We start from the raw sequence: 11,331 nt of genomic DNA on the forward strand, positions 1-11,331 counted from the left end.
CGCCGGCCGAGCGTCTCGATTATACCTGAAGCCTCCGGGAAGGTTAACGCGGGCCGCCGCTCCGTTGCTGCCGCGAAGATCAAGCGGATGCGCAGCAGCGTTTCCTCGGCTTCGGCATGAAGGGCGTCGCTGCGATGCGAAGCTCATCTGCATCGGCGCGAAGCCGCTGCGCCGAAAGGGCCAAGGCGGCGAGCTCGCCCTCTAGGTACTCGCCGGTTTCCTCGGGGTTCGACCTCACGGCGGCATTCGCGAAGAGAAGAGCTTGTTCGAGTTCCTGCGCCTCCCACTTGACGAGATCGATGTGATCGACGATGCGGATGGGGATGCCCCTTCGAGATGCGTGCTTGTTTTTGGCCACGAGTAGCGTCCTTTCGCCTATTGTTATTACACGCAGTGTACACAATCATTATTGTGTACACAAGTATTACTAGGCGTTTTTGTGCCGGGTTTCTCTTTTCCCATATCATTTCGAGGAAAGAGGAGGCTCTATGAACGCAAACGAAGCCATAAGGGAAATGATTGATCGCTCGGGATTGAGCCAGCGTGCTGTGTCGATGGAGTTGGGACATTCGCCGAATTGGGTTAATTCAACGTTGCAGACAACGGGAAGCTCAACATGCAACACGATGGCGGCAATCGGTCGCGTAACTGGCTACAAGCTTGTTTTGGTGCCGGAGGATAGTCCTCTGCCGGTCGGCTCTTTGGTGATCGACCCGCCGAGCGACAACGCGTGAAAATGTCCCAAAAGGGGACAGGCGCCTTTTGGGACATGCTGTGGTGCGCTCAAATTCGCTCTCCGTTCAAGATGGGCGGGTGCCGTTCTGCGTGCATAGCGCGAACGGCACCCGCCTCCTCTTCCGATTCTGAGCTCGGGACGAGCGGCCCGAGCTCCCCCCGGTTGCTGGTATTTGATGGCCCTTGCGGAAAACAAGGTGGTCACGGGCCGAAAAACCAGTAGAATGCAGGAAAGCGCACCGACGAGGAAAAGGGAGGGCCCCACGTGTTGAGCGACATCGAGATTGCCCAGGCGACGAAGCCGCAGCCTATCAGCGCCATCGCCGAGAAGGCGGGCGTGCCGGAAACGTACCTGGAGATGTACGGCACCAACAAGGCGAAGGTGGACTACAACCTGCTCAAGGACGTGGAGCACGAGCCGGGCAAGCTCATCCTGGTAACGGCCATCAACCCCACGCCGGCCGGCGAGGGCAAGACCACCACGACGGTGGGCCTGGCCGACGCGCTGGCGAAGCAGGGCAAGAACGTGGTCGTGGCGCTGCGCGAGCCGTCGCTCGGCCCCGTGTTCGGCATCAAGGGCGGTGCGGCCGGCGGCGGGTACGCCCAGGTCATCCCCATGGAGGACATCAACCTGCACTTTACGGGCGACTTCCACGCCATCGGCGCGGCCAACAACCTGCTGGCGGCCCTGCTTGACGCGCACATCCACAACGGAAACGAGCTGGGCATCGACGTGCGCAAGATCACGTGGAAGCGCGTGGTGGACATGAACGACCGCCAGCTGCGCAACATCGTGGACGGCCTGGGCGGCAAGGCCCACGGCGTGCCGCGCGAGGACGGTTTCGATATCACGGTGGCCTCCGAGGTCATGGCCATCTTCTGCCTGGCCACGTCCATCACCGACCTCAAGGAGCGCCTGGGCCGCATCGTGGTGGGCTACACCTACGACGACAAGCCGGTCACGGCGCACGACCTGCACGCGGAAGGCGCCATGACGGCCCTGCTCAAAGACGCGCTCAAGCCCAACCTCGTGCAGACGCTCGAGGGCACGCCCGCGTTCGTGCACGGCGGCCCCTTCGCCAACATCGCGCACGGCTGCAACTCAATCATGGCCACGCGCATGGCCATGGCGCTGGGCGACTACTGCGTGACGGAGGCCGGCTTCGGCGCCGACCTGGGCGCGGAGAAGTTCCTGGACATCAAGTGCCGCCTCGCCGGGCTCAAGCCCGACGCGGTGGTCGTGGTTGCCACGGTGCGCGCCTTGAAGAATCACGGCGGCGTGGCGAAGGCGGACCTCAACGAGGAGAACCTCGAGGCCCTGGAGGCCGGCCTGCCCAACTTGCTGCAGCACGTGGAGAACATCACGCAGGTGTACAACCTGCCGTGCATGGTGGCCATCAACGCGTTCCCCACCGACACGAAGGCCGAGCTCGACCTCGTGGAGGCCAAGTGCCGCGAGCTGGGCGTGAACGTGGCGCTGTCCGAGGTGTGGGCCAAGGGCGGCGAGGGCGGCCAGGCGCTGGCCGACGAAGTGGTGCGCCTGTGCGCCGAGGGCGACGCCGAGGGCCGCAGCGCCGAGACGTTCGAGTTCTCCTACGGCGACGACCTGACGCTGGCCGAGAAGATCGAGGCCATCGCCAAGCGCATCTACCACGCAGACGGCGTCGTGTTCGAGCCGGCCGCGAAGAAGGAGCTGGCCCAGCTGGAGGCGCTCGGCTTCGGCGCCATGCCCGTGTGCATGGCCAAGACGCAGTACTCCTTCAGCGACGACGCGTCCAAGCTGGGCGCGCCGCGCGGCTTCACCGTGACCGTGCGCCAAGTGAAGGTGTCGGCCGGCGCCGGCTTCGTGGTGGCGCTCACGGGTTCGATCATGACGATGCCGGGCCTTGGGAAGGCCCCGGCGGCGTTCAAGATCGACGTGGACGAGAACGGCAAGATCAGCGGGTTGTTCTAAGGCTGACGAACGCGTGATCGGGGCCCCTGGCGGCATGCGTCGCCGGGGGCCGTTTTGCCAGGCCGCATTGCGCCCGCGGAGCAACTTCGGAGTTTTATCTGCCGGTTGGCTAGGGGCGCAGGCAGGTGATAGGCACCACCAGAACGCCGTCTTCGCGTCGGTAGGCGTACCCTCCGGGCGTGATGACAGCGCAGAACGACGGGGCGCCCATGATGCTTGCGTCGATCTTGCCGGCGAGCTTCCTGAGGTTTGCCGCGCCTTCGTCAACGAGGCGCGCGCTCATCTTCACTTCCAGCAGGGCGTAACGGCCGTCGTCCAGCGCGATGACGCAATCGGCTTCGAGACCCGTGTTGTCGCGGTAGTGCAGGACCTTTCCGCCGAGGGGTTCGGCATACACGCGCAGGTCGCGTACGCAGAGGTTCTCGAAAAGCAGACCGTAGGTTGACATGTCGCGCAACAGAAGCTCGGGGCTCGCTCCAAGGGCCGCGGCTGCAATGGACGGATCGGTGAAGAAGCGAACGGGCGTGGTGGTAATGCGCGATCTCGCATGCAGAGAAGGCGTCCATGCCGAGACATCCTCGATCACGTAGAGACGTCGGAGCGCTCCGACGTAGGAGTCGACGGTTTCCCTCGACAGCCCGCTGCCGCGCGTCTTTAGATTGCCGCGCACCGTGCCCATGTCTGCTTGGGTTGCCGAGCAGCGAGCGTAGGCTTGCATGATGAGGCGTGCGTATTGGGAATTGCGGCTCACGCCGTCTACCCGCGAGATATCCTCCTCTGCGATAGCCGACAGGTAATCGCGTGACATCTTAAGTGCGGCGTTTTCGTTAGCGATGGTGATCGCGCGAGGCCAACCGCCGCGGCAAATCAAGTAGGAAAGGCTCTCAACGTCCTGCTCCGAGTGGCCTTCCACGTGAGTTTCGTCATTCGGGATATGGTCGCCTTGCCCGAACAACTCGCCCAGGCTCACTTCTCCCGTGGATTCGCCCGACTCGAAGAGCGACATCGTGCGCATATCGAGGAAGGAGAACCGACCCGTGCCCGTATGCTGGGGTTGGGCCGTTGGCGTTGCCGAGCCCGTGAGCATGAACTGCCCGGGCTCGTCGCTGCGGTCCACAGCGAAGCGTACGGCGTCCCAGAGTTGGGGTGCTTCTTGCCATTCGTCGATGAGCCGGGGCTTTTCTCCACGTAGCAGCAAGGAAGGCTTCGCCTCGGCCATCGCCATGTTGTTGGCCCGCTCGTCGGGGTCTTGCATGAAAGCGACGCTCTTAGCACGCTGCAATGCCGTGGCTGTTTTCCCGCACCATTTTGGCCCGCGGATGACGACGGCTCCTGCGTAGGAGAGCCTTTCGACCAGCTCGCTATCGACGACGCGCGGTAGATATGTTGCCATAACCCGCTCCTTGCAATGAGTTTAACCTACACTTAACAACGATATTAACATACACTTTGCAATAATTACAACCAGCAGTTTGCAATTTGATAAAAGGAAGCCGCAAAAAGCTTTGCCGAAGGCTTCCGTAGCAACACCAGACGGCCCGACAGCTAACTCTACGTGAAGGGTTCGTGCAGGGGTGCCGGGTTGGTCTTGGCAGTTTGTGGCCGCACGTCGAGGGTTCGTGCATGTTTCGCGGGGCGTATGGGGTTATTGCGGGCGGTGGGCTATCATACGGAATGCCGGACGTGCGGCGTGTTCGCAGCGGCCGGCCATCCCGATCACACTTGACGCTCGCGCAAAGGGAGGCGCCATGTACGACACCTCATTCATCGACGAGCTGGCCAGCGCGGCGCCCACGCCGGGCGGCGGCGGGGCCTCGGCCTACGCGGGCGCGCTCGCGGCGGCGCTCGCCTCCATGGTGGGCAACCTCACGGTGGGGAAGAAGACCTACGCCGACGTGGAGGACGAGGTGCGCGCCTCGCTTGCGCGCCTCGACGCGCTGCGCGCCCGCCTGGTGGAGCTCGTGGACGAGGACGCCCGCGCGTTCGAGCCCCTGGCCGCCGCCTACCGCCTGCCGAAGGCCACGCCGGATGAGCAGGCCGCCAAGAACGCGGCGCTCCAGCAGGCGCTCGTCGGCGCGAGCGACGTCCCCCTCGCCATCATGCGCGCCGTGGCCGACGTGGTGGACGAGGCCGACTACCTGGCCCATCACGGCTCCAAGATGGCGCGCTCCGACGCGGGCGTGGCCGCCGCGTTCGCCCGGGCCGCCTCCGACGGGGCCAGCCTCAACATCTTCATCAACGCCGCCTCCATGGACGACGCTGCCCAGGCCGCGCGCTACCGCGGCGAGGCCGAGTCGCTGGCCGCGCGCACGCGTGAGCGCTGCGACGAGCTGTTCGACTTCGTGAAAACGTCCGTCTCGTAAACCCTCGAAGGAGCGAATCACTCCCATGGCAACCCTCCTCACCGGAAAGCCCGTTGTCGACCGCTTGGCGCAGGAGCTCGCGCCGCGCATCGAGGCGCTCGGGCTCGCCGGCATCGTGCCCGCGCTCGCCATCGTGCGCATGGGCGAGCGCCCCGACGACCTGTCCTACGAGCGCACCGCCCAGAAGCGCGCCGAGTCGCTCGGCATCGCCGTGCGTTCGTTCGTCCTGCCCGAGGACGCCCCGCAGGAGGTCCTCGAAGCCGCGCTCGCCGAGGTGAACGCCGACGCCTCCATCCACGGCTGCCTGCTGTTCCGCCCGCTGCCCGTGCACATCGACGAGGCGCGCGCCTGCGAGCTGCTGTCCCCCGAGAAGGATGTCGACGGCATCACGCTCGCCTCGCTGGCCTCGGTGTTCACCGACGGCGCCACGGGCTTTCCGCCCTCGACGGCCGCCGCGTGCCTCGAGCTGCTCGACCATTACGGAGTGCCGCTCGAAGGCAAGCGCGTGGCGGTGGCGGGCCGCAGCCTGGTGGTGGGCAAGCCCGTGTCCATGATGCTGCTGCGCCGCAACGCCACGGTGACGCTCTGCCATAGCAGGACCGAGAACCTTGCCGAGGTCGTGTGCGCCTCCGACGTCGTGATCTGCGCCACCGGCCGTGCCCGCATGTTCGGCGCGGAGTTCTTCCGCCCCGGGCAGACGGTGCTCGACGTGGGCATCAACTTCGACGCCGACGGCAACCTCTGCGGCGACGTGGACTTCGACGCGGCAGAGCCGGTGGTGGACGCCCTCACGCCCGTGCCGCGCGGCCTGGGCACGGTGACCACCAGCGTCACGATGGCCCACACCGTGGCCGCCGCCGAGGCCGCGCTCGCCGCGCGCGAAGGAGGGCGGTGAGCTTGCGCGCAGCGACGCCTGCCGGCAGGAAGTTCATCATCGCCGACCCTTCGGTCTGCATCGGCTGCAAGACGTGTATGGCGGCCTGCCTCATGCGCCATGACGCCCCCGGCGACGTGGCGGTGCCGCGCCTCACGCTGGTCACGACGCGCACCATATCGGCGCCCGTGGGCTGCCATCACTGCGCCGAGGCGCCGTGCGTGGACGCGTGCCCCACGGGCTGCCTGTTCAGCGACGACGAGCATGTGGGCGTGCACCCCGAGAAGTGCATCGGCTGCCGCAACTGCGTGCTGGCCTGCCCTTACGGCGCCGTGGAGATCGTGACCGAGAAGCTGCCGCCCGAGCCGGAGCCCACGCCCGAGGAGGCGGCCGCGGCCGACGCGGCGGCCAAGGACGACAAGTCCGCCAAGGGCGCGCGGGCGCGGGCCCGGGCGAAGAAGCGCAAGCGCACGCGCTCGACGGTGGTGAAGTGCGACCTGTGCACGGGATGCGCGGGCGGTCCGGCGTGCGCGAAGGCGTGCCCGACCGACGCGCTGCGCCTGATAGACGCCGACTTCATGGAGCGCGCGCGCCAAAGCAAGCGCAAGGCGGCGGCCCGCGCCACGGCGTCGTTCGCCAGCATGAAGCTCAACGCGAGCCTGGACGAGGGGGAGTAGCCTCATGGAGAAGCATATGGCGGTGTGCCCGTACTGCGGCGCGGGTTGCAAGATGAATCTGGCGGTGGAGAACGGCCGGGTCATCGACGCGGAGGGACTGGACGGCATCACGAACGAGGGCGAGCTGTGCCTCAAGGGCCTCTACGGCTACGACTTCGTCAACGACACGCGCATCCTCACGCCGCGCATCTACCACCCGATGATCCGCCGGCGGAAAGGCGCGCCGCTCGAGCGCGTGACCTGGGACGAGGCGCTCGATTTCACGGCCAGCCGCCTGCGTGCCATCATCGAGGAGAGCGGTCCCGAGGCCGTCATGCTCACGGGGTCGTCTCGCGGGGCCGGCGACGAGGCCAACTTCGTCATGCAGAAGTTCACGCGCGCGTGCCTCGGCACCAACAACATCGACAACTGCGCACGCACCTGCCACGCGGCCAGCGTCATCGGCCTCATGGAGTGCGTGGGCTCGGGCGCGATGAGCGTGAGCATCCCCACGCTCGAGGAGACGGACTGCATCCTGCTCATCGGCTACAACCCGGCGGCCAGCCATCCCATCGTGGCGCGCCGCATCGTGAAGGCGAAGGAGCGCGGCGCCGAGCTCATCGTGTGCGACCCGCGCGTCATCGAGAGCGCCCGCATCGCCGACCTCTACCTGCCGCTCGCGAACGGCTCGAACCTCGCCTTCGTGAACGCGCTCGCGTACACCATCGTCGACGAGGAGCTGGCCGACTTCGACTTCATCGACGAGCACACCGAGGGCTTCGACGACTGGTGGGAGATCGTGCAGGACTACGCGCCGGAGGACGTGGAGGGCGTGTGCGGCCTTCCTGCCGAGCTCATCCGCCAGGCCGCGCGCCGCTACGCAACGACCGAGACGGCCATCGTGGGCTGGGGCATGGGCGTGACCCAGCACGCGCAGGGCGTGCAGACGGTGCGCGCCATCGCCGCGCTCGCGCTCATCACGGGCCACATCGGCAAGCCCCGAAGCGGCCTCGCGCCCGTGCGCGGGCAGAACAACGTGCAGGGCTCGTGCGACATGGGCATGTGGCCGAGCCTCTACCCCGGCTACCAGCGCGTGGACGACCCCGCCGCGCGCGCGAAGTTCGCCGCCGCCTGGGGTGTTCCCGAGGAGCGCCTGTCGCTCAAGCCCGGCTGGAAGCTCACCGACCTGCCGCACGCGGTGGAGGAGGGGAAGATCCGCGCGTTCTACAACTTCGGCGAGGACCCGCTGCAAACCGAGCCCGACACGGCGCAGATGCGGCGCACGCTGGAGAACCTCGACCTCCTCATCAGCCAGGACATCTTCATGACGCAGACCACGGCGCTGGCCGACGTGGTGCTGCCCGCCACGTCGTGGGCCGAGCACGACGCCGTGTACACCGCGTCGGACCGCTCGTTCCAGCTGACGACGGCCGCGCTGCCGCCGAAGGGCGAGTGCCGCCACGACTGGGAGATCTTCGCCGACCTCTCCACCCGCATGGGTTATCCGATGCGCTATGAGAGCACGCGCGAGATCTGGGACGAGGTGCGCAGCCTCTGCCCGCAGTTCGCCGGGGCCACCTACGAGAAGATGGCGGGCACGGGATACGCGCAGTGGCCCATCCGCGCCGAGGCGGCCGACGACCCCGACAACCACGGCACGCCGGAGCTCTACGCCGGCGGCGCGTTCACCACGCCAAACGGCAAGGGGCGCCTGGTGGCGGCGCACTGGCGTCCTCCCACCGAGAAGCCCGACGACGCCTGGCCGCTCGTGCTGTGCACGGTGCGCGAGGTGGGGCACTACTCGTGCCGCTCGATGACCGGCAACTGCAAGGCGCTGGCCGCGCTGGCCGACGAGCCCGGCTACGTGAGCATGAGTCCGGCCGACGCCGACGCGCGCGGCATCGAGGAGGAGCAGCTGGTGTGGGTGCGCTCGCGCCGCGGCAAGGTGCTCGCGCGCGCCGCGGTGGACGAGCGCGTGAACGAGGGCGCGGTGTACATGACCTACCAGTGGTGGATCGGCAAGTGCAACGAGCTTACGCTGCACGCGGTGGACGGCGAGTCGGGCACGCCCGAGGACAAGTACAGCGCCTGCGAGGTGGAGGCGATCGCCGACCAACGCTGGGCGGAGGATCACCTGGTGGAGCGCTACGCCTCCCTCAAAGCCGAGCTGGCCGCCGAGGCCGACCGCCAGAACCCTCCGGAGCCGGAGCCGGAGGCGGCCGCCGAGCCCGCCGCGGCTGCGTCCGAGCCTTCCGACGAAGCTCCAACCCCCGCCGCCGCCTTCGCCCCCCACGAGGCCGAGGTGGCGGGCCGGGCGCTCTACGCGAACGGCGAGGAGGAGACGCTCGTATGAACCGCTTCGTCGTGTCCGACCCCGCGCGCTGCATCGGCTGCGGCGCGTGCCGCGTGACGTGCAGCGAGGCGCACCGCAAGCGCGCGCTGCGCCCGGCGTCGCGCCTCTCGCTCGTGAAGACCCGCGAGGTGTCGGCCGCGGTGACGTGCCACCAGTGCGAGGGCGCGCCCTGCCTGGCGGTGTGCCCGGAAGGGGCCATCTACCAGGAGCGCGACCGCCTGCAAGTTGACGAGGGCCGCTGCACGGGCTGCCTGCTGTGCGCGCTCGCGTGCCCGTTCGGGGCCGTCTACCCCTCGGCTCCCTCCACCGCGCACGTGAAGGCCGCGCCGTACAGCCGCGCGTCGTCGGCGCGCTCGGCGGGGCTGCTGCGCCAGAAGGAGACGGGCGCGTACACGAGCGTGGTGGTGTGCGACCTGTGCGCGAAGTCGCCCGACGGGCCGCGCTGCGTGGAGGCCTGCCCCACGAAGGCGCTCGCGCTCGTAGACGAGGAGATGCTCGAGGCGCTGGGGAAGAACCGCCGCATCGAGGCCGTCGAGCGGGCTGAAGCAGCCCTGCGCGGCGGGCTTCCCGACGATGCGTTCGCGGGAATGTTCGATCTGCTCGAGGAGGTCGATCGCTGATGGCGAACGTGAAGCCCCGCACGTCGAACCCCATCTCGAGCCGCGACCGCGCGACGGGGGTTCGGCGCGCCTCGAGCGTGGTGGAGGGCAAGCCGCGCCACGACTTCTCCGCCTGCATCGCATGCGCCGCCTGCGCGGCGGCCTGCGACGCGAACGCCATCCGCATCTTCATCGACGAGGACGAGGGCCTGCTGGTGTGGACGCTCGACCTGTTCGACTGCACGCAGTGCGGCCGCTGCGTGCCTGCGTGTCCCACCGGGGCCATGGACGTCATCGAGGGGGCCGACTTCGCCGACGAGCCCGAGCTGCCCAAGCGCTGCCTGTTCACGCTGGCGGAGTGCGAATCGTGCGGGCGCTACTACGCCACGAACAAGGAGATAGCGTTCGCGAACGCTCTGCTAGAGCAGGAGGAGCACGCCGACGCCGCCCGCGCCCGCGCGCTCATGGCCACCTGCCCCGACTGCAAGCGCACGCATGACGCCAAAGCCGCCGCCCGCCGCGCGGGGATGAAGCGGCGCCTGTAGGTCGAGCTTCTTGATGTGTCGTTCGACCGGCGAGGCAGCTGCGAGCCGCCGGTCGAACGACGGGGGGCGAATAGGCGCGCCGGGTCTCCCGCGCTAACACGTGGGCCTGTTACCCCAGTACCTCCAGCTCGTGGGGGTAGCTGTTGAGCACCTCGCAGCCGTCCTCGGTTACGATGACCAGGTCCTCGATGCGCACGCCGAACTCGCCGGGCAGGTATATGCCGGGTTCGATGGAAAAGCACATGCCCACCTCCACCGGGGCCTCGTGAACCGACGAAACGTCGCCCGGCTCATGCACGTCCAGGCCGATCTGATGTCCCAGGCGATGAGTGAAGAAGGGGCCGTAGCCCGCCTCCTCGATGACTTCGCGGGCGGCGCGGTCGATGTCGCAGAAGCGCACGCCGGGGGCGACAACGCGCTGGGCGGCCTCGTTGGCCCGCCGCACCGTCTCGTACACCTCGCGCTGCTTGTCGGTGGGCTCGCCGAAGAAGAACGTGCGCGTCATGTCGGCGCAGTACTCGCCCTGACGGCAGCCCACGTCGAACAACACCACATCGCCGGCGGTCAAGGGCGTGCCGTCGGGCTCGTGATGCGGATCGGCGGCGTTTGCGCCGAAGCTGACGATGGGCGCGAACGAGTGGCCCTGCGCGCCCAGCTCGCGGTAGATGCCCTCCAGCTGCCCGGCCACTTCGGCCTCGGTCGCGCCTTCGCGCACCAGCTTCTTGAAGCGCGCCATGGCGGCGTCGTTCGTGTGCGAGGCGTCGCGCATGAGGTCGCGCTCCTCGGCGCTCTTGTGGGCGCGCGCGTCGTCCACCACGTCGGAGGCCAGCACGAAGGCGCTTGCCGCCCCGCGCTCCATGAGCGGGATGAGGAAGCGCGCCGCAAGGTTCTTGTCGCAGCCCAGCGGGCGGGACGGGCCGAGCAGCCCGGCGGCCAGCGCAAGGGGGTCCTCCGTGTCGTTGAACGTGAGCGTGGCGCAGGAGAGGTCGCTCGGCACGGCGAACATCTCGTTATAGACGAGCGTCGGCGCGCCGCCTTCGGCCAGAACCAGGCCCAGAAAGCGCTCGCCCGGCTCAAGGTATGCGCCGGTCAGGTACTGGATGGACCGCGGGTCGCAGACGAGCATCTGCGAGAGCCCGCGCCGGGCAAGGTTCTGCATGACGGTTTCGATACGCGCTTCGTACATGGCTGGTTGCCTCCTTCGTGTCGCGCCGTGCCGCCGCCGTGCGGGCGGGGGGCGGGTGTTTTGCGT

General features: G+C 67.9%; 11 protein-coding genes. 8 read left to right on the forward strand and 3 right to left on the reverse strand.

Annotation, left to right across the window (positions count from 1 at the left end; genetic code table 11):
• Window positions 1–79: 79 nt before the first annotated feature.
• Window positions 80–358, reverse strand: coding sequence for a hypothetical protein (locus tag K9U15_RS12090; protein ID WP_301156211.1), 279 nt, complete (start codon window positions 356–358; stop codon window positions 80–82).
• Window positions 359–488: 130 nt separating this feature from the next.
• Between K9U15_RS12090 and K9U15_RS12095 the strand changes: the two genes are divergently transcribed.
• Window positions 489–734 (forward strand): hypothetical protein, encoded by a 246-nt coding sequence (locus tag K9U15_RS12095; RefSeq protein WP_301156212.1) that lies wholly within the window; start codon window positions 489–491, stop codon window positions 732–734.
• Between the two features lie 266 nt (window positions 735–1,000).
• On the forward strand, window positions 1,001–2,689 hold the full coding sequence (locus K9U15_RS12100; RefSeq protein WP_301156213.1) for a formate--tetrahydrofolate ligase: 1,689 nt from the start codon (window positions 1,001–1,003) through the stop codon (window positions 2,687–2,689).
• Between the two features lie 109 nt (window positions 2,690–2,798).
• On the opposite strand, the gene K9U15_RS12105 is transcribed toward K9U15_RS12100, so the two are convergent.
• Window positions 2,799–4,082, reverse strand: a complete 1,284-nt coding sequence (locus tag K9U15_RS12105) for an ATP-binding protein (RefSeq protein WP_301156215.1) — start codon at window positions 4,080–4,082, stop codon at window positions 2,799–2,801.
• A 355-nt stretch (window positions 4,083–4,437) separates the two neighbouring features.
• On the opposite strand from K9U15_RS12105, the gene K9U15_RS12110 reads away from it, so the two are divergent.
• From K9U15_RS12110 to K9U15_RS12135, 6 genes are read left to right on the forward strand one after another with little or no spacing between them, the layout of a single operon-like run.
• Window positions 4,438–5,052 (forward strand): cyclodeaminase/cyclohydrolase family protein, encoded by a 615-nt coding sequence (locus tag K9U15_RS12110; RefSeq protein ID WP_096227767.1) that lies wholly within the window; start codon window positions 4,438–4,440, stop codon window positions 5,050–5,052.
• A 25-nt stretch (window positions 5,053–5,077) separates the two neighbouring features.
• Complete coding sequence (locus K9U15_RS12115) at window positions 5,078–5,947, forward strand: bifunctional 5,10-methylenetetrahydrofolate dehydrogenase/5,10-methenyltetrahydrofolate cyclohydrolase (RefSeq protein ID WP_301156217.1); 870 nt, start codon at window positions 5,078–5,080, stop codon at window positions 5,945–5,947.
• Entirely contained in the window at window positions 5,944–6,603 is a 660-nt protein-coding gene (locus K9U15_RS12120; protein WP_224767814.1) for a 4Fe-4S dicluster domain-containing protein, read from the forward strand. Before K9U15_RS12115 ends, K9U15_RS12120 begins: the two co-directional genes overlap by 4 nt.
• A gap of 4 nt (window positions 6,604–6,607) precedes the next feature.
• Window positions 6,608–8,935, forward strand: coding sequence for a formate dehydrogenase subunit alpha (gene fdhF / locus K9U15_RS12125; RefSeq protein ID WP_301156219.1), 2,328 nt, complete (start codon window positions 6,608–6,610; stop codon window positions 8,933–8,935).
• Window positions 8,932–9,555: a 4Fe-4S dicluster domain-containing protein gene (locus K9U15_RS12130; protein ID WP_096227770.1), complete on the forward strand. Its 624-nt coding sequence runs from the start codon at window positions 8,932–8,934 to the stop codon at window positions 9,553–9,555. The genes fdhF and K9U15_RS12130 overlap by 4 nt, the downstream gene beginning before the upstream one ends.
• Window positions 9,555–10,079 carry a 4Fe-4S dicluster domain-containing protein gene (locus tag K9U15_RS12135; protein ID WP_096227771.1) on the forward strand — a complete coding sequence of 175 codons (525 nt, stop codon included), beginning with the start codon at window positions 9,555–9,557 and terminating at the stop codon, window positions 10,077–10,079. Before K9U15_RS12130 ends, K9U15_RS12135 begins: the two co-directional genes overlap by 1 nt.
• A gap of 109 nt (window positions 10,080–10,188) precedes the next feature.
• Here the strand turns inward: K9U15_RS12135 and K9U15_RS12140 are convergent, their stop codons facing one another.
• Window positions 10,189–11,265, reverse strand: a complete 1,077-nt coding sequence (locus tag K9U15_RS12140; protein ID WP_301156223.1) for a Xaa-Pro peptidase family protein — start codon at window positions 11,263–11,265, stop codon at window positions 10,189–10,191.
• Between the last annotated feature and the right edge of the window lie 66 nt (window positions 11,266–11,331).

Origin of the sequence: Gordonibacter sp. RACS_AR68 (assembly GCF_030418485.1) — a bacterium.
Classification (GTDB): domain Bacteria; phylum Actinomycetota; class Coriobacteriia; order Coriobacteriales; family Eggerthellaceae; genus Gordonibacter; species Gordonibacter urolithinfaciens.

Bases quoted from the DNA above. Each gene is read 5' to 3' on its own strand.
- K9U15_RS12105 (WP_301156215.1), bottom strand. From the start codon at position 4,082: ATGGCAACATATCTACCGCGCGTCGTCGATAGCGAGCTGGTCGAAAGG.
- K9U15_RS12140 (WP_301156223.1), bottom strand. From the start codon at position 11,265: ATGTACGAAGCGCGTATCGAAACCGTCATGCAGAACCTTGCCCGGCGC.
- K9U15_RS12115 (WP_301156217.1), top strand. From the start codon at position 5,078: ATGGCAACCCTCCTCACCGGAAAGCCCGTTGTCGACCGCTTGGCGCAG.
- K9U15_RS12130 (WP_096227770.1), top strand. From the start codon at position 8,932: ATGAACCGCTTCGTCGTGTCCGACCCCGCGCGCTGCATCGGCTGCGGC.
- fdhF (WP_301156219.1), top strand. From the start codon at position 6,608: ATGGAGAAGCATATGGCGGTGTGCCCGTACTGCGGCGCGGGTTGCAAG.
- K9U15_RS12110 (WP_096227767.1), top strand. From the start codon at position 4,438: ATGTACGACACCTCATTCATCGACGAGCTGGCCAGCGCGGCGCCCACG.
- K9U15_RS12095 (WP_301156212.1), top strand. From the start codon at position 489: ATGAACGCAAACGAAGCCATAAGGGAAATGATTGATCGCTCGGGATTG.
- K9U15_RS12135 (WP_096227771.1), top strand. From the start codon at position 9,555: ATGGCGAACGTGAAGCCCCGCACGTCGAACCCCATCTCGAGCCGCGAC.